The sequence below is a fragment of the Martelella mangrovi genome, from assembly GCF_040545495.1.
GTDB classification, from domain to species: Bacteria; Pseudomonadota; Alphaproteobacteria; order Rhizobiales; family Rhizobiaceae; genus Martelella; species Martelella mangrovi.
In genome coordinates, this window is record NZ_JBEPLY010000011.1 from 135,532 (window position 1) to 156,153 (window position 20,622).

At 58.4% G+C, this 20,622-nt stretch carries 21 protein-coding genes; 1 reads left to right on the forward strand and 20 read right to left on the reverse strand.

Annotated elements, in window-relative coordinates; all coding sequences use genetic code 11:
* Window positions 1–23: 23 nt before the first annotated feature.
* From ABID12_RS15320 to ABID12_RS15410, 19 genes are all read right to left on the reverse strand, one after another.
* Window positions 24–752, reverse strand: a complete 729-nt coding sequence (locus ABID12_RS15320) for a capsid assembly protein (RefSeq protein ID WP_354434979.1) — start codon at window positions 750–752, stop codon at window positions 24–26.
* On the reverse strand, window positions 752–880 hold the full coding sequence (locus tag ABID12_RS15325; protein ID WP_354434980.1) for a hypothetical protein: 129 nt from the start codon (window positions 878–880) through the stop codon (window positions 752–754). Before ABID12_RS15325 ends, ABID12_RS15320 begins: the two co-directional genes overlap by 1 nt.
* Window positions 880–2,433 carry a portal protein gene (locus ABID12_RS15330; protein ID WP_354434981.1) on the reverse strand — a complete coding sequence of 518 codons (1,554 nt, stop codon included), beginning with the start codon at window positions 2,431–2,433 and terminating at the stop codon, window positions 880–882. Before ABID12_RS15330 ends, ABID12_RS15325 begins: the two co-directional genes overlap by 1 nt.
* Window positions 2,434–2,796 carry a hypothetical protein gene (locus tag ABID12_RS15335; RefSeq protein WP_354434982.1) on the reverse strand — a complete coding sequence of 121 codons (363 nt, stop codon included), beginning with the start codon at window positions 2,794–2,796 and terminating at the stop codon, window positions 2,434–2,436.
* 41 nt (window positions 2,797–2,837) lie between these two features.
* Complete coding sequence (locus ABID12_RS15340) at window positions 2,838–3,044, reverse strand: hypothetical protein (RefSeq protein WP_354434983.1); 207 nt, start codon at window positions 3,042–3,044, stop codon at window positions 2,838–2,840.
* Between the two features lie 30 nt (window positions 3,045–3,074).
* Window positions 3,075–3,683 carry a deoxynucleotide monophosphate kinase family protein gene (locus ABID12_RS15345; RefSeq protein WP_354434984.1) on the reverse strand — a complete coding sequence of 203 codons (609 nt, stop codon included), beginning with the start codon at window positions 3,681–3,683 and terminating at the stop codon, window positions 3,075–3,077.
* A gap of 193 nt (window positions 3,684–3,876) precedes the next feature.
* A complete protein-coding gene (locus ABID12_RS15350; protein WP_354434985.1) occupies window positions 3,877–4,629 on the reverse strand; it encodes a hypothetical protein in 753 nt (250 codons plus the stop codon).
* Between the two features lie 231 nt (window positions 4,630–4,860).
* Window positions 4,861–6,564: a DNA polymerase gene (locus ABID12_RS15355; RefSeq protein ID WP_354434986.1), complete on the reverse strand. Its 1,704-nt coding sequence runs from the start codon at window positions 6,562–6,564 to the stop codon at window positions 4,861–4,863.
* A gap of 624 nt (window positions 6,565–7,188) precedes the next feature.
* Window positions 7,189–8,904, reverse strand: a complete 1,716-nt coding sequence (locus tag ABID12_RS15360) for a DnaB-like helicase C-terminal domain-containing protein (RefSeq protein ID WP_354434987.1) — start codon at window positions 8,902–8,904, stop codon at window positions 7,189–7,191.
* Complete coding sequence (locus ABID12_RS15365) at window positions 8,904–9,356, reverse strand: hypothetical protein (RefSeq protein WP_354434988.1); 453 nt, start codon at window positions 9,354–9,356, stop codon at window positions 8,904–8,906. The genes ABID12_RS15360 and ABID12_RS15365 overlap by 1 nt, the downstream gene beginning before the upstream one ends.
* Window positions 9,357–9,387: 31 nt before the next feature.
* Window positions 9,388–9,627 (reverse strand): helix-turn-helix domain-containing protein, encoded by a 240-nt coding sequence (locus ABID12_RS15370; RefSeq protein WP_354434989.1) that lies wholly within the window; start codon window positions 9,625–9,627, stop codon window positions 9,388–9,390.
* Window positions 9,628–9,821: 194 nt separating this feature from the next.
* Window positions 9,822–10,241: an N-acetylmuramoyl-L-alanine amidase gene (locus ABID12_RS15375; protein ID WP_354434990.1), complete on the reverse strand. Its 420-nt coding sequence runs from the start codon at window positions 10,239–10,241 to the stop codon at window positions 9,822–9,824.
* Window positions 10,238–10,669 (reverse strand): endodeoxyribonuclease, encoded by a 432-nt coding sequence (locus tag ABID12_RS15380; protein WP_354434991.1) that lies wholly within the window; start codon window positions 10,667–10,669, stop codon window positions 10,238–10,240. Before ABID12_RS15380 ends, ABID12_RS15375 begins: the two co-directional genes overlap by 4 nt.
* Entirely contained in the window at window positions 10,641–11,348 is a 708-nt protein-coding gene (locus ABID12_RS15385; protein ID WP_354434992.1) for a hypothetical protein, read from the reverse strand. Before ABID12_RS15385 ends, ABID12_RS15380 begins: the two co-directional genes overlap by 29 nt.
* 38 nt (window positions 11,349–11,386) lie before the next feature.
* On the reverse strand, window positions 11,387–11,524 hold the full coding sequence (locus ABID12_RS15390) for a hypothetical protein (protein WP_354434993.1): 138 nt from the start codon (window positions 11,522–11,524) through the stop codon (window positions 11,387–11,389).
* Window positions 11,524–11,796 carry a hypothetical protein gene (locus ABID12_RS15395; protein ID WP_354434994.1) on the reverse strand — a complete coding sequence of 91 codons (273 nt, stop codon included), beginning with the start codon at window positions 11,794–11,796 and terminating at the stop codon, window positions 11,524–11,526. The genes ABID12_RS15390 and ABID12_RS15395 overlap by 1 nt, the downstream gene beginning before the upstream one ends.
* Window positions 11,797–11,800: 4 nt before the next feature.
* Window positions 11,801–11,947 (reverse strand): hypothetical protein, encoded by a 147-nt coding sequence (locus ABID12_RS15400; protein WP_354434995.1) that lies wholly within the window; start codon window positions 11,945–11,947, stop codon window positions 11,801–11,803.
* Window positions 11,948–12,071: 124 nt separating this feature from the next.
* Window positions 12,072–14,597, reverse strand: a complete 2,526-nt coding sequence (locus ABID12_RS15405) for a DNA-directed RNA polymerase (protein ID WP_354434996.1) — start codon at window positions 14,595–14,597, stop codon at window positions 12,072–12,074.
* A gap of 726 nt (window positions 14,598–15,323) precedes the next feature.
* The gene (locus ABID12_RS15410; protein ID WP_354434997.1) at window positions 15,324–16,418 is read right to left on the reverse strand and encodes a porin; all 1,095 of its coding nucleotides are present in this window, start codon (window positions 16,416–16,418) and stop codon (window positions 15,324–15,326) included.
* 129 nt (window positions 16,419–16,547) lie between these two features.
* Between ABID12_RS15410 and ABID12_RS15415 the strand changes: the two genes are divergently transcribed.
* Window positions 16,548–16,829: a hypothetical protein gene (locus ABID12_RS15415; protein ID WP_354434998.1), complete on the forward strand. Its 282-nt coding sequence runs from the start codon at window positions 16,548–16,550 to the stop codon at window positions 16,827–16,829.
* 31 nt (window positions 16,830–16,860) lie between these two features.
* Here ABID12_RS15415 and dnaE read toward each other — a convergent pair whose 3' ends face one another.
* Window positions 16,861–20,352 (reverse strand): DNA polymerase III subunit alpha, encoded by a 3,492-nt coding sequence (gene dnaE / locus ABID12_RS15420; protein ID WP_354434999.1) that lies wholly within the window; start codon window positions 20,350–20,352, stop codon window positions 16,861–16,863.
* Between the last annotated feature and the right edge of the window lie 270 nt (window positions 20,353–20,622).

Here is a 20,622-nt window from a genome sequence, read left to right on the forward strand (position 1 = left end):
ACGAGGGGGTATAGTCCGACTGATCAGGGGCGGAAGGGGCTACCGGCTCGGAGCTTTTCATAGACTTGCTTCTGATAGGCAGGGTCTTTGCGGTAGCGAGGATCCTTCATGGCTTCGATAACTTCCTGCTTGGAGCCGAAGCCTTCAGCGTGGCCAGCGGATTCACCTCCGACGAGCTGCGGTTCACTGCCGTTCGCCGCCTGATAGCGCGAGGCCATGCCCTGCACTGCCAGCCTCAGGGCCTCAAAGGTGCCGCTTTCCGTGATGCGGTTGTATGCCTCGATCTCCCGAGGAGAGAGCGTTGCCCGTGCCCACTGCTGAATAGCCTTGAACTTGGCTTCGCCGCCGACCTCAGCGTAGATCGATGCTGTCTGCTGCGCCATCAAGGCTTCCTGCCCCTGAATGAAGCTGTCGATCTCAGCCCGGGGACGGCCCGCTTCCTCCAGCTTCTTGTAGCTCTCTTCGGAAAGGGAGCCGTGCTCGGCATACTCCGCGTAGAAGTCAGCGATGTTCAGGCCCTTCGCCTCCAGCGAATTGCCAAGCTCCTTTGCCGCTTCAGGCGTTGCCTGTGCCTCCGCTCCGCTCACCGGCTGCGGCGCGGCTGCGCCTGCCGACTGTTTGCGCTCCAGCTCAGCGTAGGAAGCTGCAAAGTCTTCCGGGGAGTTGAACTTCTCAGGAAGCCAAGCGGGGCGTTCGGCTGCTGCCGTTTCCTGCGGGGCTTCCGGTGCCTGCGTTCCTTCAGATGTTTCCATTAAAAGTCGATCCGTTTGATGTTGGGGGCAATCACGCCGTTCGTCTGGTGACTAGACGGCTGCGCCTTCGGGCGGGTGGTCTTCTTCTTGGGGGCGGCGGGCTTTGCCGCGTCCTGTTCTTCTGCCATTACGAGGCTCCTTTCTGCTGTGCTGTGATCTGTTGCTGCCCTGCTTGACGCATGGCTTCGGGGCCTAGCTGCTCCATGAGCCGCGCTTGGCTGTTCTGCCTACGGCCTTCCGCAATCTCCTTCTCAGTCCGCATGAGGCCGTCCATGTCGATAGACAGCGAAGTGCCGATGCGAGTGATGAAGTCGTGCCCGCGAACCGCTTCGGCGAATGTTTCGTCGCCCACGGCCTGCCTTGCGGTCTGGCTGAAGGTCATTAAGCGGTTGAGGTCGTGCCCTCGTCCGAGTGCGTTCATTCCGGCCACGATGGACGGGCGTACCGTGTCGGGCGGGAGAGAAGGAAGTCGGCCCTGCTGCTCCATCTGGAACATTAAGCGCCGCACGAAGGGAAGCTGAAACTCGGCACTCTGTACCGAGTAGACGCCGCCTAGGGCATCCTCAAGCTCTCCCGCAATGAGGCGGATTTCTTCGGCAGTAACCCGTTCGGCCTGCCGCGTGACAGAGGCCGTAAGAAGGAATGCCTGGGCGAGCCGCTGTTCAAGTCGGTTGACCGTTTCGAGAGCAACGCGGAAGTCGGCATATTTGTCGACCTGAAGGACCGAAACGTCCTTTGCGTTCCCCGAACGAACCGCACTAGGCGGGGCGTTGGCAATCGTGCGTTCACTCGTGATCCCGTTAGGATCGACAAGGAAAAGCACCTTTGCGGCGGCTGCCGAGCCTTCAACGATAGCCTTTGTCAGACCTTCGAGGGACCGGAGGTCGCCAATGTATTCTTCAACGTGGCTGCGTCCGTAGTCTTCGCCGTCAATCTTCACCCAGCGAAGAGGAATCCAAGGGGTCTTCTCGACCGGGTACGTTCCTTTCGTCCCGGGGACAAGCTCTCCCTTCACCTCTTGATGGACGCTGAACTTGCCGCGCTTGCGTCGAATCCATGTGTAGATATCCACCGTACCATCAGCGCTTTCGCGCTCGCCCTTGTCTTTCAAGAGCCGCTTGGTTTTCTCCGGCAGAACGAGCGGGGAGACCTGCTCCTTTACGACAATCTCGATCACGTTGCCCGAGGGGTCACGTTTCACCACGTAGTTGTCGAGCTTAAACACCTTCACGCCCCCCTCAGGGAGCACGTAAAGCAGGGCATTGCCGACCGTGATCAACTGCTTGAACGCTTCGAAGATCGAAGGACGGACGGCGGTTGCCTCAATCTCAGTCCCGACAGCCCGTTCGATTTTGCCCAGCGCCTTCTCAATCTCCGCACGAGCGTCGGGCTTGCCGGTCAGCTCTTCCAGCGTGAAGTCGTCTATCGTCAGCCGAAATATCGACTGATTGGCCGGAAGAAGGGCCATGAGGAGCTTAGAAGCGAGGTTGTTCACGCCCCGGGCACCGAGGCCCTGATAGGGTGTATGAAATGCGGGCGAACCGCCTGAAGCGGTCGCGTGGTTGCGAGGCAATAGGGACGGAATCGTCAGCTCTGCGCAGTCCCAGCCCCGAGAGAGGAAGGAACTGCGTTTGGAGGTTAGCTGCGCATACCGCCCCGCTGCCGTATTACCTGCGGCCACTTAGCCTTGCGGAATGTTGATGCCGGTCGCGCCCGCCGACTGCGGCTTATTCATGTCGATGCGCAACGCGCCGCGTCCGCGTTTCTTGCGGGTCACGGTATCATCGCTGGAGGCGGTCATGTCGTTCGTCATGACCTCCCCTACGGTGCCAGCGGAAGCGCCTGAGACTGTCACGGCATCGGGACGCGCCGCGATAGCGTCGGCCTTCGCCTGCCGTTCCTTGGTGTACAGCGCCTGCTCTTTCTGGAAGGAAAGTTCCTGCTCGCGCAACTGAAGCGCTTTCTGTTCCTGAGCCTGTCGGGCAGCTTCGGCTTGCTTCTGCTGCTCCAAAATCTGCTCTTGAAGTTCGTTCTGTCTCTGCATGGCCCTCTTCTGGGATCGAGAAGGGCCGAAGCGAATGCACATTAAAGTACACTTCCTTTCATTGATTGTTGGTCTTGGCGGGCCTTCTCAGCGAGAAGGAAGCGGACGAGATGCCGTTTTCCCGCTGCCATCCAGATTTCGCGGTCTGGCGTCTCGGCGTCCGGGCATCGCTCGGGGAAACGCCTGTCCAGCGCGGAAAGCAGTTCGTCCGAGATTGCCGGAATAGTGGGTAGTTCGTTCTTTTCCATTGTGGGGGCTCACTTACCTAGAAGTGTCCACTAATCAGGGCGGCGCAGGCGTTGCGGAAGTGCCGCGACTTTCCGCTTAAATTCCTCAAGCGTCCCGTCGTTGGTGATCACCGCGTCGAACCCCCAGCCGCCTAGCTGGCCTTCAGCTTCCTTGCCCCCGTCCCGGGAGGGAGACGGGCGTTCGATCTTCACAAGATAGCCGCCCATGTCGCGGATCATCTGGGCCTCGTTCGGGAACCTGATATCGTCCACGACAGCCGAGGCGCCTGCTCCTGTTACGGCGTTCAAAGCCCTGCGGGCGGTGTCCAGCCAGAGGGTGTCGGCGACCATCCCCCGGCCCCACTTGAGACCGAGGGAGATCATGAGATCGCGGGGGCTTTTCCCGTAGAGGGCAGCGATTTTGGTATCCTTCAGCCTTCCATCGACCATTTCGCGAAGGGCATCGCCCCGGAATCCCATGCTATAGAGGAGCGCACCGAGCATTTCCTTGAGGGCACCGGCTAGGCGGACCCGGGAGAACTTTGCGGAGTTGATCAGCGCATAGGCGGCTTCGGACTTTCCACTCCCGGCCTGCGGACTGTAGAGGCCGATGATCACTTGCGAAGCCTCCGGGTTTTCTCCGTAGAGAACCGTGGCCACTGCCATTCCATGCCAAAGGTGCGCCCGTATACCTCAAGGAACGCGAACCGGGTATGGGCAATGAAGGGGTGCGGAGTGCTGCCTACCGCGAACCAGCGGAACGGGTACTGATAAGCGCCGGTGCTCCGCTCTTCGCCAATAACCAGCGTAAAGTTGAGGGGGAATTTGTACTGCCCCCGGAAGAACTTAGTGATTACTTTGGGGGATTCCAAAGCTTGGGTTCCTTTCTCTTGAAGTCATAATCGGAAGCATGAAGGATGCGGGCACACCGGGCCTGCGTCAGGGCGTCGGCTTCGGTCAGACCGGCTTTCTCATAGGCAGCGACGATTGCCTGCCAAGCCTCCGCGCCGCCCAGGTCGCCTAGGATTTTCTCGGCCTTCTTCGGCCCGACGCCCGGGCACCCGGGGTAGCCGTCCGTCACATCGCCCGTGAGAACCTGATTGAAGAAATACCGTTCGGCTTCGGCCTCAGTGATCAACACGAGGCCATCATCAGGGTTCCGGTAGTAAAGGCCGGGGACCGTCTTCATGTCCTTATCCAAAGACACGATAACCTTCTCTCCCGGGACGAGGTGGGGATGGGTAGCGAGAATGCCGAGGATATCGTCGCCCTCAAGCCTTGGCCTGAAGTAAGCGTTCAATTCCTCAATCATCCATTCTTTCGCTGGCTTCAGGGCCAGCGGGCGTTTCACCTTGACTCGGTTTCCTTTGTAACCGGGGTAGACTTCACGGCGGAAGTTCCCGGCGCTGTCCGTAAGGCAAAGGATATAGTCGTCGGCTTTAAGCTCCTGCATGAAGAACGCGATGTTCTCCTCAATGCGGGCTTTCACCCTCTTGAAATCACAGCTCCAGACCCAATAGTCCGGCTCGATTTCAAGCGCTTCTTCGACGGCAGACGCGGCTTGATAAGCCGTAACGTCAGCGTCGATTAGCAACGTGCGTTTCAATGGTTGCTCTTTTTCCTTTCCGTCTAGTCGCTAGGCAGTTCTAAGCGGCCCCAGCCGGAGAAGAGCACATGTACCCCCTCCGGCGTGACCCGCCATTGCCGCCCGAACTCGCCCAGCCCTACCTGCGTAGTGATCCAGTTGAGACTGGCGGCAACTGCGATCCAGTCGGCTTCACATTTTGCGAAGTCGCTCTTGGTATACGGCGGGTTATGCCAGCACCGCTCCAGTACCTCAGTGAGTTTCTGCCCAGCTTGCCCCCGCAGACCATGAGCCTGAAAGGGGACAGCCGAAGTTGTAATAGACGCCCGCTGCCGTAATGGCTGCGACCGCTTGTTGTCCGACATATTCAGCCTTGTCTTCGTCCGTCTCGATTTGCCACTCGTCGTGGACGTTCGCGACGAACTCGTAGTTCACGCCGGGCACAAGCCCAGCGGCTTGAAGGGCATCGTCCAAGATGACCAAAGCTCGTTTCATGAGGATCGCCCCCGCGCTTTGCAGGAGCGTGTTCAGTGCGGAATGCGCCGACCGGCAGCTTAGTTTGCGCCCGTCCAATCCCTTCAGATGACGAGGGGCCTTGCTACCGTCAGGCGTGAAAGCCTTCCCGTTCACCCGGTCCTTCACCCGCTTGGTGATTTTGCCGAGGGCGGGGAGGTTCTTCAGGAAGCGAGCGCGAGACCGCTTGCCGTAATTCATCTCCTGCCCGGGCGGCGCTTCGAGGATCGTGCCCAGCTTGAAGTCCCCTGCCCCGTAGATGAAGGCATAGAACCAGACCTTGGCCGTGCTTCTGTCACAGCCGAGCGCCCGCGCGTTGACCGAGTGAATGTCAGTGTGGTTGCTCTTATCACCCTCCAGAACGACGCGGACATAATCCCCGTTGTCATGGCGGGCCATGTAGCCAGCGAGACAGCAAAGCTCCAAGGCGTCGGCGTCAGCACCGACCAGCACCTTGCCGCGCCCCTTCGCCACCCAGAGGCTCCGGCATTCGTGGCCGTAAGGGCTATCGCCGGAAGGAACCTGAGCGCAGTTCGGGTGTGAGTGCGTCATGCGGCCCGTGACCGCGCCGTTCGTTGTCACCCTGCCGTGAATGCGCCCATCTTCCTTGACGTGCTTCAGCCACGCCTGTTTGCCGTTGGCGAGTTGGCCAATCCGCTTATCGACCAGGAGGAATTCTGTCAGGACTTTGGCTTCCGGCCACGGCAGGCTTGAGAGGACCGTTTCGTCCACCTTCGGCTTTCCGTCGTCGGTGTACTCCTTCGGTTCCCAGCCGCGTTGAGCCGTGAGGCGCTGCGCGATATGGACGCGGGAGGATGGGTTGAACGTCACTTCCTTGCGCTTGATGAAGAGTTCGCCCTTCACATATCCCCGGGCCTTGTTGTTGACCTTGGGGTAGAATGGGGTCTCGACAACCCACGGCGGGAAGACTTCCTGAAGGCGGGCCTCCAGCTCCGTCCGGCGCTGCACGAGGAGACTGTAGAGTTCGCCCGCTTTACCAACGTCGAACCCGAAGCCATATGCCTCTTGCCGGGAGATGATCGTCTGAACCGCGTGTTCAAGCTGGACGCTTTCTTCCGCGGGTTCTTTCGCTTCACAGCGGGCAAACAAAGCCGTGGTGACTTCCACGTCCTGCTCGCAATACTCCTGCATTTCCACGTTCCAGTGGAGCCATGAGCCTGCGTAGTCGCCTTTGTAATTGCCGAGCCGATAGCCCCACGCTTCAAGACTGTAGCGCCCAATGACCTTCGCAGGCATCGTACCCGCGCGGAAGCGCTTGAAGTCCCCGTCACGGATCGTTTCGGTAGGCCAGAGAAGCCGCGTGAGAACCAGCGTATCACGGATTACCGCTTTCGGTCTGAACCACGGGTAGACCTTCTGGAGCGCGGGAATGTCGAAGGCGATGATATTGTGGCCGCACAGCAAGGACGCTTCCGTCAGCATCTTCACGGCTTCCGCTATGGAGATAACTACCGCTCCATTCGGTGACTTGTAAGCGGCGTCCGCCGAGCCGGACCACGTTTCGCCTGTATCGATATCTCGAAGCACTAGGCAATGAACGCGGTCTAGCTCGTCTAGGAGGCCGTTCGTCTCAATATCAAATACGAGACGGCGGGCTTGGTCAGCCAAAGTACCCTTGGCGCATCCGAGCTTCGCAGCCTGTTTCCCCGGGGAAGCGGAAGTCAGGGAGCCGCTTCAGAGTCTCCAGAGCCTCGTCTGTCTGGAGTACAGCTTCACGCATCCAGCCCTCTTCCGTGTCCCGATAGGCGATCTGAAATTTGACGTGCAAAACCGAGCTAAGGCTGAACTCGTCAACGTCCTCGTACAGGTACCGCGTGGGGGCGCGTGAAATAGCCATCCAAAAGACCCCTCCCTTCACAGAAGCCGATGGTCTTTTGCAAAGAAATCCGAGCAAACGTTCCGGGTTCTTCCGGTCAAAGATGCGGACGGGGACGCCGCACTCCGCCTTGGCGGCTGGGCGCTTCATCCGATGGTGAAGGCCCTCAGGCTTGTATCCATCATTCATCTCAATCTCCTATCATTGATCCCATTTTCGGGACTATTTGGTTAAAACTCGTCGTCCTCTTCCGGGAACCCAGAACGTTTCGACTTTGCTTCTGCCTCGTCCGCCATCGATTTGACGAACTCGGGGCTGCACTCAGTCAGCTTGCCGGTCTCCTTTTCGTATAGGAGGTGAGCGGCGATCCCCGTTTCCCCGCTGAAGCGGTTCTTCAGGACGCGAACTGTCGTGATGTTTTTGGTAACTTCGTCTTGCTGATTGCGCTCTAGGCCGACAACGGCGTCAGAGAGCTGCGCAATGGAATGGGAGCCGCGAAGTTGGGAGAGGCTTGTCATCGCCCCCTCTTCGTGTCCCTTGCCCATAGGTGGGCGCTTCAGGTGTGAGATAAGGATTAGGCAAATGCCTGTCTCCTGTACCAGCGTCCTGAGCTTCGTCATTGCCACGTCGATAGCCTTGCGTTCGTCGCCGTCATCAAGGCCTGAGACCACAATCGAAAGGTGGTCTAGGATGATGTACCGGCAGCCGCAGCCCTTGGCGAGATAGCGGACGCGGTTCAGAAGGTTCTCAACTTCCGTCGAACCGAAGTGGTCATAGAGGAACAACCGCCCGGAGCCGACCGTCGTGTCATAGGCCGCGCGGCGGGCTTCCTTCTCCTCTTCCGGGAGGTCAGCCCATGCGGTCATATCGAGATGGATCGGGCGGTTTAGCTCCAGCCCCATCAGGCCTTTTGCAGTCCGCTTTATGCTTTCTTCAAGCATCAGCATCCCAAGCGTCTCGCCTCCGGTCAGGAGGTAGTGAGCGATTGCCCGCACGACTTCTGTTTTGCCGACGCCTGAGCCTGCTGTCAGGGTGACTAGCTCACTCATGCGGAGACCGTGGAGGAGTTCGTTCAGCCCCGGCCACGGGTAAGGGGAAGCTTCCGCCAGTTCGTCATCATTGGTGAGGTCTTCCCATATCTCAGCGCCACCGACGATCCCATCAGGGCGGTAAACCTTAGCGCCCCAAATGGCGTTGATGACTTCGCCGGATTGCCCTGCTTGGTGAGCTTCGTTCGCGTCCTTGAAGCCGTCCATGCGGGCGATCTTGCAGCGTCCGGGCGGGAACAGAGGAGCGCATTCCTCCACTGCCGAACGGCCCGGCTCGTCGTTATCGAAGAACAGAACGATTGTTTCAAAGCCAAGAAGCCATTCGAGGCTTTTCGCCAGTGCCTTCTTAGCTCCCGATGCGCCAGAGGGGATTGAGACCACAGGCCATTTCAGGTCTTGGAGCTGGGATATCGTAAGGGCGTCGATTTCGCCCTCAGTGACTACAACCATCTTGCCCTTGTCGCGCCAGAGATGCTGCCCGAACAAGCCAGCTTTCTTGAGGTCGCCAAGAGCGAGGAAGTCTTTGTTCGCGAAACGCAGCTTTTGGGCCACGACTTCGGAACCTTCGGGATTGTAGAGTTCAGCGACCTGAACGCGCTTGCCGTTGTAGGAGGAGAGCTTGTATCCCCATTTCCTACAGGTCATTTCGGCAATCCCTCGTTTCGTCAGCGCCGAAAACTCGCCGCCAGAGATCAGGCCCCCTGCTTTCCTTTGCCTGTTCCCCCCCGCTTCAGGAGGCGGGCCACCTTCGGCGGGAGTGTAGGCTTCGCAGGAATAGCAATAGAGGTGACCGTCTGAGAAGAGAGCATTCGCGTCACTGGAGCCGCACTTATCGCATGGCAGATGCTCTAGGAACTCGCTCTCCTCCTCAGAACGGCCGACCGTTTCTCCAGACATTAGCTAGGAGACTTCTCGGTCCATGCCCTCTTCAGTGCGTGGCCAATCTCGCCCGCCTCGAAAAGCAGCTCAAAGGACAGCGCCGCCAGAGCTTTGACAAGGCCGACAACCCCGCCCAGCACCAGTGCGGTCAAAGCCATAAACACGGCTGCCAGCATCAGCGGTGGAACGAGGATGGTCATGTAGAGACGCCGACGCCAGCCCGCCCGTACGTCGAGGGCAGAGGGGATCGAGTCGATCAGGGAGCCAATCGTGCCTGCGACCTTGCGGGAGAAGCGTCCGCACGTCCGGCCAGCGGTGCGCCCGTGCTGGCGAAGCTTGGCCGGTTTGAGCTGAGCCGCTGCGGCCTTGCCGCCCGGGAAAACGTAAAAGCGGCCAACATGGTAGAGGCCGACGAGTGCGAAGAAAGCAGCAAGGGAGAGCGTCGTGGTATTGAGGTACTGTTCATACATGGGGGAGTATCCTTGAAAGAGCTGGCGAAGCTTACTTGTTGGCTTCAATGTCGATGGAGTAGCGGGTGTACTGTTTGCCGGTGATCGGGTGCGTCTTGATGGAGCGGACAATCGCGATGCCGTGTTGCTCCATGTCGCACACGCGGCGGGCCAGAGAGGCCGAGGTAATGCCGTAGTCGGCCATCGCTTCGCGGGCCGAGATAGAGCCGGTCCTGTCCATGTGAGCAAACAGGAGACGTGCTTGTGGCGTCATGTTCAACGAACGAGCCATGTTTTTCATTTTATTTCCTATCAAGAGGTTGATCGCGCATGAGTCGGCGCAGAAAACAAAAAGGCCCCCGCCCCTCAGTGAAGAGGAACGAGGGCTAGTCAGGGATATTTTAGAGATGCAACGAGAGGAGTGGCTTATGAAGCCTTCATAAGAACTAGTAGTGTCCACTAAACCACCGTCTAGCAACTAGACAGTTATTTAATGTGGGCATATTCCTTCTTCGCGTTGAAGCTTGGGCAAGCCTTCCGCACTTTCGGGAAGTCGCGGTGCCCCAGAATGGCAGCGCCCGGGTACTTCCGCTTGAGAGAGCGGAGAAATGTTTCCAGCGCTTCCTTCTGGGCAGGAGTCCGCGTGTCTTTCGCGGTGCGCCCGTCCGCCGCAACGCCTCCGATGTAGCAGATGCCGATGCTGCTGCGATTGTGCCCTTTCACATGAGCGCCAATCTCCTCGACCGGTCGCCCGGGGTGGATGGAGCCGTCAAGATAGATAACGTAGTGATAGCCGATACAGCGGAAGCCCCGCTCCCGGTGCCAGCGATCGATATCTTTGACGGTAAACGGCTTGCCTTCAGGGGTAGCCGCGCAGTGAACTACGAGGTGGTCAATGTGCCTCATTTTGTCTTGGAACGTGTGGCCTCAATCAGCCAAGCCGCAGGAACGGACTTATCTGCGAACTTGAAACCGTACTTCTCGCACCACGCGGCATAGGTCGTCTGGGACGTTTTGCTGATGCGCTGGCGTGAGTTGGAGAATACGAAACGAATGTCTTTGTCAGGGTGCTGCTCGCGGATCAACCGGTGCTTTTTCCTGTCGGCAGTTTCGAAGCGACCTTTGGTTTCCACGATGATGCCGTTCGGCAGCACAAAATCGGGGTGGTACTTATGATAGGAGACCGGCTTGGTGTAGTTGATCACCTCGTCGGGGTCTTCGTACCGGATCGGAATACCTTGTTCGTGCAGCTCCGCAGCGACCTTATCTTCGAGGCCACTACGGAAGCCGTACTTCAGGCCGGGATTAGAAGTCGTCTTCTTCTTCCGGCGCATTATTCCCACTATCCACCTGCTCTTCCTTGGCGTCTTCGTCCTCAGGAGCTTCCTCGGGCTGCTCGTAACCGCCCTCCTCCTTGCTAAAGCCGAAGCCTGCCGCCGAGCGCTGGCCGCCGGAAACGAGATCGATGACCTGCACAGCGGAGAGACGCAGGGCGAGACCCCCAGTGAGGGTGCCGTCCACGAAATACGGAGAAGGCGTGAAAGCGACCTTGCCGACAGTGCCCCCCCAGATGGCCACGCTGGACCGGAGAGGAGCGCCCTTGGCGTCAAAGAGCGCGGGACGGCGGGACCACGGCTGCCCGGCCTTCGGGCCTTTACGGACTACGCCGGAGGCCTTCATCGTAAACTTGAACTCGACTTCGCCGGTCTCGTCCCCTTCCTCGTCGTAAACCGGCGAGAACAGCGGGTTCATACTGAAGGTGATGCCCTTGGCTTCGAGCTTCTTGACCTGCGCGGGCTTCATTTCGCCTAGGCGTTCACGGGCTTCGGCTTCCGCTGCCTCGTAAACGGGGCGAAGTTCTTCGATAAACGGCGCAGCCTCGTCACGGGTCAGGACCGCCTTGACAGAGAACTCCCCCTCTTCCTTGTACTTCGTATCCGGCTCATTCAGCTTCGGATAGATGAAGGTAACGGCAGGCGTCAGGAAGGTGGGGGCGCGTCTGGCTTTCGCCATATGTGGATTTCCTTTCTTAAACAGAAAAGCCCCAGGAATTACCCGGGGCTACGGTAGTAGATGCGTTCGAGGGTTTTCACGTTGTAGCCCTGCTCATTGAGGGCAGCGAAGATAACCAGCGAAGGGCGCTTACCGGCCCGCCAAAGGGCGATAGCGGTTTGAAGCGGATTGTCCATTACAGTTCCTCCCGCAGGTACATGCGGATAGCTTCGAACTCTGTCCCAAGCCTGTCGTCATGTGTATTGAGGAGGTTCTTGGCGACCGTGAAAACGTCCTGCTGATTGAGCTGGAAGCGCTCGCAAAGCAGGATGAACAGGATCGCGGCTGCATTCGTTTGAACCCCCCGGTCCTCGTGGAACCGCTGGAGGGCGTCGATGCAGTGGAAGGTGGCCGTCGCGGTCTTCACGCGGTCAGCGTTGATAAGCGCTTCATATACGTTTGCCCGCATTGCCTTAGACCTTCCAGAGCTGCTTCAAAGTGGACCGGACCATCTGGCGCATGACAGCTTTCTCGCTGCCCTTGAGCGTCGAACGGTCGAACGTGTGGCCGTCAATGGTCACTTCGTCGCGGGCCGCGCCGATGCGAATAGTGAGACGCATAGCGTTCTCCCTTCGTGTTGTTTCTGATGTGATGTTGGGGGTTCCCAGAAGCCCGGCCTCCGAGAACTAGTAGTGTCCACTAAACTTCCGTCTAGCGGCTAGATAGTCCCAAAAATAGAACTATCTAGGCAAAGAAAAAGTCGGACTCCGCCACCCGCTGAATGTCCAAGATGCCTTTGTCAGGAAGGGCGGGCAGCTTCTCCAGTAGTTCGTCCGAGAGAAGCATCGCAACGTCCACGCGGAACGACGCAAGCGGATCGCTGAGCGTGTAAAGACTGATGAACGCCTCCCTCAGGCAGTCGGCCATGACGCCTACGTCTGCCGCCGTTGTTCCATAGGAGTCGTGCACCAGCGCGAACCGGTCTAGCCCGCGCTCTTTCGCAAGGTTGACGAACATGCGCATCGCCGTGGCGTCCATTGAGTGGACCCAATTCGGGGCAATGCCGGAAGCCTGCCGCTTCTTATCCAGTGTCGGAAGGTCTTCGCGGAGGGTCAGCTTCGTGGTGAAGCCGTCTAGCTTCGTGACGATCCGCCGCGCCTTGGTGTTGCGGTACATCTGCTGAACGAGGAAGCCGTCGGGTGTCTCCCAGATTACCGGCAGACCTTCCTTCGCGGCAAGTTTGGCGCAGTCCTTCAGCCAGTCCATACCGACACGAGCGGCCTTCACGACCTCCCCGATAGCCTGCCAGACGAGCGGCTGGAGCCACATGGTTGCACGGAAGATGCCCTCGTCTTCCGGCCCCAGCGCAAAGACGTTCGGCTTCCCAGCGGCGATCTGGTCTTCCGTGGCTTCCTGAAGGAACTCCCTGCATGAGAACGTGGTGGAACCATAGGGCAACGTCATGACGGAACGCTTGGTCAGCTTCCTGTTGAGACCGAAGGCGAGCCAGCGGTGGGCCATCTCCCGTTCATCAATCCCGAACCGCGCCCACGTTTCCCGCAGCTTCTCTAGGCCTAAGATAGTCCCATTTTTAGAACTATCAGGGCAAATAAAAGACTCCACGAGTCCCTGCGTCACTTCCGCGACCTTGGCGTAGATGTCTTGGGGCTTGTCGGAAGGCAGTAGATTGACCGCCCGACCTCCAACAGGGTCACGTAGGGCCGCTGAGTAGTGCTGGAGGCCGTTGCAGGAGCCGTCCAAGGCAATCGGCAGTGACGACTTGAAAGCCGCACCCTCGCGCTTGTATGCGGCCCACTCAAGGCAGAACGCAAGGAACTGCCAAGGCTTATCAGCGCCCGCCCAGAACTTCAGGCCGTCATCTAGGGGCAGCGTGGCGGCTTCGATAATCTGGGACTCATGTTCAATCACCCAATCGACACGCGCATCAAGGGAAACCTTGTCGTAGCCGTATGTGTTGGAGCCGTGGATTGCGAGCCAGCGCGGGCCGTCCCCGGTGCCAATGGCTTTGCCTTGGGCGAACGTGAGGAGTGACTTAGCGTGGTCCGGGCCTTGCGGGTTGAGAAACATCGGGACGCAGTAGGCGCGGCCCCTGAAGTCCAACTGGTGCGGGAAGTAGATCGCCTCGAAGTCCTCAAACTTCCGGGCGATCTCGATGATCTTGCGGAGCTGGAGCCGCTTAGACCTCAGCTTTGAATTGCTGGCGTGGACCTTCGCGGCCTTCCGCTTCCACTCTTTGCGGGTGTCGTCGTTCGTCTCGATATCGCCCGGCTTCGGCGGCAAGGCGTCGGCCTCCATCGGCGGCAGGGCAGCAAGGCGCATATCGCTGTTCCAAGCTTCGCACAGGATATCTAGAACGGGCTTGTTAACCCGCCACGGGGTTTCCTGCATGGCGTTCACAGAGCGGAGCACGTCAGTCATACCGAAGTTGTCCAGCTCTTCTAGGTGGTTCCCATTGACGCCCTTGACGAGGTGGAGGTTCCGCGTCAACCCGCTATGGTAGCCGCCCGTATAAACGTCTTCCCATTTCTTCGGAGGGATCACTGTAGGGAGGAACGCAGGCGTCAGCTCGTCCATGCGCTCGTTGGCGTTGGTGATCCACTCCAGTGTCGCCGGGGTGGCCTCGACATAGACGCGGGTGTCCCGGGCATTCACCGTCCTTCGAACGACATGTACTAGTCCAGTTTTCTCCTGCAAAAGCTCGATCAGCTTTGCGCCGATCTGAAGCTTGTCAGTCGTCGGCCAATCTTCGGTCACGCCTACGCGACCCGCCATAATCCGCGCGACGTTCTCCGCGTGGCGGCGTGAGGTTGCCGAGGAGACATGCCGCATCGTCACCGCGAACTTGTCAGGGTGGGCATCCTTGAACTTGGTCATCCAGACTTCGGACTGAAGCGCGGACGCGACAGCGATTGAGACGTGCTGCAATGTGTGCTGCTTCGTGATCCCGTCAAGTACTCGCTTCAACGCGAGATAGGCTGTCGTCTCGGGATCGAGAAGCCGCAGGTAACGAACAGCACTGTGTCGCTTTCCTGCCCGCCCGGAGTCTGCTTCCTGAAGGAACTCCTCAATAGCCGAAGCGGTGGGCATGACTAGCTGCTTGATCAACCGGTTCCCATACGTGGTGCTGCTCTCCTCGCCACGGGCTTTCGCATCTTCAATCGCTTTATAGAAGCGGTCACGGCCTGCGGACAGCATCTCGTCTTCCAACTCAAGTTGCACCTTGAGTAGGTCTTTGTACTGATTAGTCATATGAGAAGAACCTTTAGTTCACACAAAAGTCCTCCCCTAAGGTTCAACTGAAGTTAGACCCTAGGTTAGGACTTGAATATTTGACTGGAGTGGGGAGTGGACTAGTAGTGTCCACTAATTGAGCGTCTAGTAACTAGACAGAACACGGGCCTTCACTAGACAGAGGCCGGCAAGTCACTAGACGGTCACAGGAGTTGGCCATTTTAGAGGGCGGGCTGTGACGGGATGGTTAGGGGTGTCCACTAATCGAGTCACACCTAGTCACCCGGGGGAGTCACATCTAGTCACGGCGCAAATTTAGTTCCATTTTCAGGACTATTTGTGCGCACTTAAATCGTTGAGATAAATGCTTATTATAGTTCTGTTTTTGGGACTATCAGGGAACAGAACCAGTCACAATTAGGACTTAAAATCCCTCGACCGGTCAGGTCATGCGGGTTCGAGCCCCGCCGTCCGCACCAGCCATCCTTGCAAAAAATGTCACAGCAACAGACTTAACCGAACGCCGAGACCTGTTTTAGGACGGCAATCGGATCGGGCTCGCGCTAATCATATTACAAGAAGCACGGTCACCTTGCCCTGCCCTACAATAAGCGGGCAGCAAAAACGCAGCAACAAACGCCTGCACAGCGCAAGGTCTGCATCGGCTTTGCCGAAAAGAGCGGTGAAGCACAAAAAACCCGGCCACAAGGACCGGGTTTCTCAATTCAGATAACTGAACGCAACTTAGAAGTCGCGCTGCAGACGGAACCAGCCGCCCCAGGTATCGCTGTTGAAGTAGGAGTCCGGGAGATCAGCATATTCAACGTTGATCTTGGCAGCCAGACCGTCAACGATTTCGTAGTCGAACAGAGCGCCGAAGGTGTAGAAGCTCTTGTTAGAGCGGTCCGGAATGTTAACCGAGGTCCACTGAACAGCAGGCGTAATCGTGAATTTTTCGGTTACGTCCAGAGCGTAGCCAGCAGCAACCTGCCACTCGGCATAGACCGAGTTTGCAGCCGGCTTATCGGCAAGCGGATAGTCATCGAACCAGGTATCAAAGGTGTTCGCGTAAGCGTTCCAACCGGAAGCCCAGCTTGCACCAACATCGAGCGAACCCGGGCCGAGTGCCAGCGAGGACATAGCGCGGATCGAACCATCTTCGTTGAAGGTGTCGTAGCCGCCGTCAACCTTCATGCCGAGGCCGCCGGCCTGGAAGCCAACACGACCGGAAACACCGATGCGAGCCAGGTTCGGATCGCCGGTGTAACCAACCATCTCGTCGGTCAGAGCATCAACCGAGAGACCGGCTACAAAGCCGTCACCGGTGAAGACATAACGGATCGAGTTGAACTTGGTGTTACCCGACAGATCGTCGATTTCGCCAATAAGACCGTCATCCCAGTAGCTCTGGAAGTAACCAGCCTGGAAACCACCAAGAGCGAGGTAGGTCTGGTCAAGATGGACGTCAGTGTCGGTATCGCCTGCGCTGTGAACTTCAGCGTTCAGCTTGATAACACCGGTCAGGACACCGAGCTCGGTTTCCGTCTTGCTGGCGATATCGAGCTGTGCCTTGGTGAAGACGTCCCAGGTGCTGGGCGTGTTATCGGCCCAAGTCGGCTCCTGCTTGGAGAGAGCGCTGACCTGGAAACGGACGTAACCGCCGATGTCGAGGCAGGTTTCAGTGCCCGGGATATAGAAGTAACCGGCACCAAAGGTGTCGCAGACTTCAACATAGTTGGGAGTAACAGGCTCAATGACCACAACCGGGTCGGCAGCCTGAGCGCCGGAAGCTGCGGCAACAGCGGCAGCGGAGCCGAGAAGAAGGCTCTTCACGTTCATAATGACCTCCAAATAAGGTTTTAGCGGATATAGGATTTTCGCCGAAGCGTTCCCTGCCCCATATCCTGGTTTCAAGAAGACCGGGCCGTCTCGCCCTAACTTCCGAGATTGAACATACAAGACCGCGTGATGATCGCAATCAACAATCGTCGCCTTTGCCGCCTTCAACGCCCCCTTACCCGCTTGCTGTTGCGAATTGGCAACAAGCACCCCTCCCAAAAGCCTCAAACCTTTACAAAAGGTAAAGAAAACAAGCGCGAAACCGCGTGGCAGAACCGCCCCAACGCCATCGCAACAGGCGCATATCAGCAAATCAGGAAGAAAACAGTGCGGTGCCAGCCCGCTTTTTACGCGCTGCCACCGCGCCTGCGACCGGGTTCGACGTTGCAACGAGAATCAAAAGCACAATGATTCGCGTAACGAACCGGCTTTCGTACGCGCTCTAAACCAGTTCGACGTCGACCACACCCGAAACGGCCCGCATCGCGGATGCGACCTCGGGAGACAGGCGATATTTGCCCGGCAACTCGACCTCGACCTCGCGAAGGCCGTGATCCTGGATCACCACAAAGGACACCAAACCCTCGCCGTTGTCATTCAGATGACGGGCAAGCGAGGCTATCGGCGAGTCATCACGCAGGAATATCCGCATTGCACGCTGCTGGCGCACAGCCTCTTCTTCCAGAGACTGCACCGTCTGTATCCGCATGCCGATCCCCTCGGGCCGCATTTCGGCGGACACCGTGATCACGACCGAGGTTCCAGGTTCCAGCAATTCGCGATACTGATAGAGCATCTCCGAAAACAGTACGGCCTCGAACTGTCCGGTCGCGTCCGAGAACATGATGATGCCCATCCTGTTGCCGGTACGGGTCTTGCGCTCCTGCTTGGCGACCACCGTGCCGGCAAGGCGGCCACGATCGGAGCCGTTCTTGACCGAAAGCTGAAACTCCGAAAACGCCTGCACCCGCATCTTCGAGAGAATATCGGTATAGGCATCGAGCGGGTGCGCCGTCTGGTAATAGCCAAGCATCTGATATTCGCGCATCAGCCGCTCCGAATCCGAAAGCGGCGTATAGTCGGGCAGCACGATCTTCGCCACCTGGCCGGCATTTCCGAAAATATCGGCCTGACCGCTGACGAGATCCTCCTGCGTGCGTTGCGCCAATCCGATGATCCGGTCGAGGCCGGCCAGAAGCGCTGCGCGGTCATGACCGAAACAATCGAAAGCACCCGCACAGATCAGACTTTCAAGAACCCGGCGGTTGACCAGTTTGGGATCGATACGCTGACAGAAATCCTCCAGATCCGCGAAAGGCCGGTCGCCACGCATCTCGACAATATGGTCGACAGCCGCATCGCCGACGCCCTTGATCGCGGCAAGGGCATAATAGATGCGCCCCTCGCCCGGCTCGAAATGCCGATAGCTCGTCTGGATAGACGGTGCGACAACGTCGATACCCAGCCTGCGGGCGTCATGGCGAAAGTCATTCAGCTTTTCGGTATTGGCCATATCGAGCGTCATCGAAGCGGCCTGAAACTCGACTGGATAATGCGCCTTCAGATAGGCGGTATGATAAGAAACGATTGCATAGGCTGCGGCGTGCGACTTGTTGAAGCCGTAATTGGCGAATTTGGCGAGCAGGTCAAAAATCTCGTTGGCGCGCTGTTTCTTGACGCCTTTCTCAACCGCCCCCTCGACAAAACGGACACGCTGCTTGTCCATCTGTTCCTTGATCTTCTTGCCCATGGCGCGGCGCAGAAGGTCAGCTTCACCGAGCGAATAGCCGGAAAGCACCTGCGCCACCTGCATCACCTGTTCCTGATAGATGATGACGCCCTGGGTTTCCGCCAGCAGGTGGTCGATCATCGGATGAACCGACTCGATCTCCTCCTCGCCATGCTTGCGGGCGTTGTAGACCGGGATATTTTCCATCGGACCCGGACGATAGAGCGCCACAAGCGCGATCAGATCTTCGATGCGGTCGGGCTTCATACCGATCAGCGCCTTGCGCATGCCCGCACTTTCCACCTGAAAGACGCCGACCGTTTCACCGCGCGCCATCATCTCGTAGGATTCATGGTCATCCAGCGGCACCAGTGACAGGTCCACCTTGATGCCGCGCCGGGCAATGAAATCGACCGCCGTCTTCAACACCGTCAGCGTTTTCAGACCCAGAAAGTCGAACTTGACCAGACCGGCCTGTTCCACCCACTTCATATTGAACTGGGTGACCGGCATGTCCGATCGCGGATCGCGATACATCGGCACCAGCTGCGAAAGCGGCCGGTCACCGATCACGATGCCGGCGGCATGCGTCGAGGCGTGCCGGTACAGCCCTTCGATCTTCTGGGCGATCGCCAGAAGACGGCCGACAATCGGTTCTTCCTCTGCGGCCTCCTGAAATTTCGGCTCGTCCTCGATGGCTTTGGCAAGCGTCACCGGGTTGGCAGGATTGTTGGGCACCAGCTTGCTGATCCGGTCCACCTGCCCGTAAGGCATCTCCAGCACACGGCCCACATCGCGCAGCGCCGCACGCGCCTGCAGCGAACCGAAGGTGATGATCTGCGCCACCTGCGCCCGTCCGTACTTCCGCTGAACGTAACGGATCACCTCTTCGCGCCGGTCCTGACAGAAGTCGATATCGAAGTCCGGCATCGAAACGCGTTCGGGGTTCAGAAAGCGTTCGAATAGCAGCGAAAACCGCAAGGGGTCAACGTCGGTAATGGTCAGCGCATAAGCCACAAGCGAGCCCGCACCCGAGCCACGACCCGGACCGACAGGAATATCCTGCTCCTTGGCCCATTTGATGAAGTCCGAAACGATCAGGAAGTATCCCGGAAACTTCATGCTCTCGATAATGCCGAGCTCATATTCAAGCCGCTCTTCATAATCCTCGCGGGTGTGCCCATCGCTCAGACCAACGTGGTCGAGCCGCGCTTCAAGCCCTTCAACCGCCTGACGGCGCAGTTCGAGCGCCTCGGCCCGTTCCGCCTCTTCCGGGTCATCGGAGGCGCCGGTGAAGCGTGGCAATATCGGATCGCGCGTGTGCAGGATGAAGCTGCAGCGCCGTGCAATCTCGATGGTGTTGTCGAGCGCTTCAGGCAGATCGGCAAACAGCTCTGCCATCTCCTCCTGTGTCTTCATATAATGGTCCGGCGTCAGCCTGAAGCGCCGGTCGTCGGAGACGATGGCATTGTGGGCGACGGCCATGAGCGCATCATGCGCCTCAAAATCCTCGCGCGCGGGAAAGAAAGGTTCATTAGTCGCCACCAACGGCAGCTCGAGCTCATAGGCCAGATTGATCACATGGCGTTCGCGCTGGACATCGAACGCCCCCTGACGCTGAAGCTCGACATAAAGGCGGTCACCAAACAGCGTCTTCAACGCTGAAAGACGGTCTCGGGCCTTGGCCTCGAAGCCTGCGGTCAGCGCCTGATCGATCGGACCGCCCGACCCGCCACTCAACACGATCAGCCCATCGGTTCTGGATTCAAGCCATGACTTGCGGATATAGACGCTCTCATGCGCCTCACCGCCGAGATAGGCCTCACTGACAAGGTGCATGAGATTGGCGTAGCCCGCCGGACTGGCCACCAGAAACACAAGCGACGGCAGCTTGACCGGCAGATGCGAACCGCCGCGCCGTTCCCCATCGCCATCGTCTTCCATATCGATCGACACCTGGCACCCGATAATCGGCTGCAGCCCGTCGTCGATTGCCTTCTGCGAAAATTCAAGCGCGCCGAAAAGATTGTTGGTGTCGGTAACCGCAACAGCCGGCTGGCGGTCTTCCACGGCAAGCTTCAACACCTTCTTGAGCGGCAGCGCACCTTCAAGCAGCGAATAAGCCGAATGGATGCGCAGATGCACGAACCTGACCGGCGCTTCGCCCGACTCGTTTTGCTCATTCTTCGCGCTATCGCCCGCCATTGCCAGCTCCATCATGCTCTGTCTTCGAATGTGATTTTCGCAGGCCCGCACGACCGGCGCAACGCAAACAACACATATGCACAGAAAGCTTGTCCGGCCACCACAGAGCGGGAAGCGTCGCCGGCCACGCCGGCAGACAATAATGGCCTGTTACAGCGAGCTTATGATCAGAGCCATACTCGTCAGGAACAGGGTGATCGAGAAAAATGCAGCCACATCACGCAGAAGTTCGGTCATTTTCGCCTCCGTTTCACTTTATGTTTTTATTAT

Excerpts from the sequence above, each read along its gene's own strand:
- ABID12_RS15320 (WP_354434979.1), bottom strand. The coding sequence starts at position 752 with ATGGAAACATCTGAAGGAACGCAGGCACCGGAAGCCCCGCAGGAAACG.
- ABID12_RS15325 (WP_354434980.1), bottom strand. The coding sequence starts at position 880 with ATGGCAGAAGAACAGGACGCGGCAAAGCCCGCCGCCCCCAAGAAGAAG.
- ABID12_RS15335 (WP_354434982.1), bottom strand. The coding sequence starts at position 2,796 with ATGCAGAGACAGAACGAACTTCAAGAGCAGATTTTGGAGCAGCAGAAG.
- ABID12_RS15340 (WP_354434983.1), bottom strand. The coding sequence starts at position 3,044 with ATGGAAAAGAACGAACTACCCACTATTCCGGCAATCTCGGACGAACTG.
- ABID12_RS15355 (WP_354434986.1), bottom strand. The coding sequence starts at position 6,564 with ATGCTGACGGAAGCGTCCTTGCTGTGCGGCCACAATATCATCGCCTTC.
- ABID12_RS15360 (WP_354434987.1), bottom strand. The coding sequence starts at position 8,904 with ATGTCTGGAGAAACGGTCGGCCGTTCTGAGGAGGAGAGCGAGTTCCTA.
- ABID12_RS15365 (WP_354434988.1), bottom strand. The coding sequence starts at position 9,356 with ATGTATGAACAGTACCTCAATACCACGACGCTCTCCCTTGCTGCTTTC.
- ABID12_RS15370 (WP_354434989.1), bottom strand. The coding sequence starts at position 9,627 with ATGGCTCGTTCGTTGAACATGACGCCACAAGCACGTCTCCTGTTTGCT.
- ABID12_RS15375 (WP_354434990.1), bottom strand. The coding sequence starts at position 10,241 with ATGAGGCACATTGACCACCTCGTAGTTCACTGCGCGGCTACCCCTGAA.
- ABID12_RS15380 (WP_354434991.1), bottom strand. The coding sequence starts at position 10,669 with ATGCGCCGGAAGAAGAAGACGACTTCTAATCCCGGCCTGAAGTACGGC.
- ABID12_RS15385 (WP_354434992.1), bottom strand. The coding sequence starts at position 11,348 with ATGGCGAAAGCCAGACGCGCCCCCACCTTCCTGACGCCTGCCGTTACC.
- ABID12_RS15390 (WP_354434993.1), bottom strand. The coding sequence starts at position 11,524 with ATGGACAATCCGCTTCAAACCGCTATCGCCCTTTGGCGGGCCGGTAAG.
- ABID12_RS15395 (WP_354434994.1), bottom strand. The coding sequence starts at position 11,796 with ATGCGGGCAAACGTATATGAAGCGCTTATCAACGCTGACCGCGTGAAG.
- ABID12_RS15400 (WP_354434995.1), bottom strand. The coding sequence starts at position 11,947 with ATGCGTCTCACTATTCGCATCGGCGCGGCCCGCGACGAAGTGACCATT.
- ABID12_RS15405 (WP_354434996.1), bottom strand. The coding sequence starts at position 14,597 with ATGACTAATCAGTACAAAGACCTACTCAAGGTGCAACTTGAGTTGGAA.
- ABID12_RS15410 (WP_354434997.1), bottom strand. The coding sequence starts at position 16,418 with ATGAACGTGAAGAGCCTTCTTCTCGGCTCCGCTGCCGCTGTTGCCGCA.
- ABID12_RS15415 (WP_354434998.1), top strand. The coding sequence starts at position 16,548 with ATGATCGCAATCAACAATCGTCGCCTTTGCCGCCTTCAACGCCCCCTT.
- dnaE (WP_354434999.1), bottom strand. The coding sequence starts at position 20,352 with ATGGCGGGCGATAGCGCGAAGAATGAGCAAAACGAGTCGGGCGAAGCG.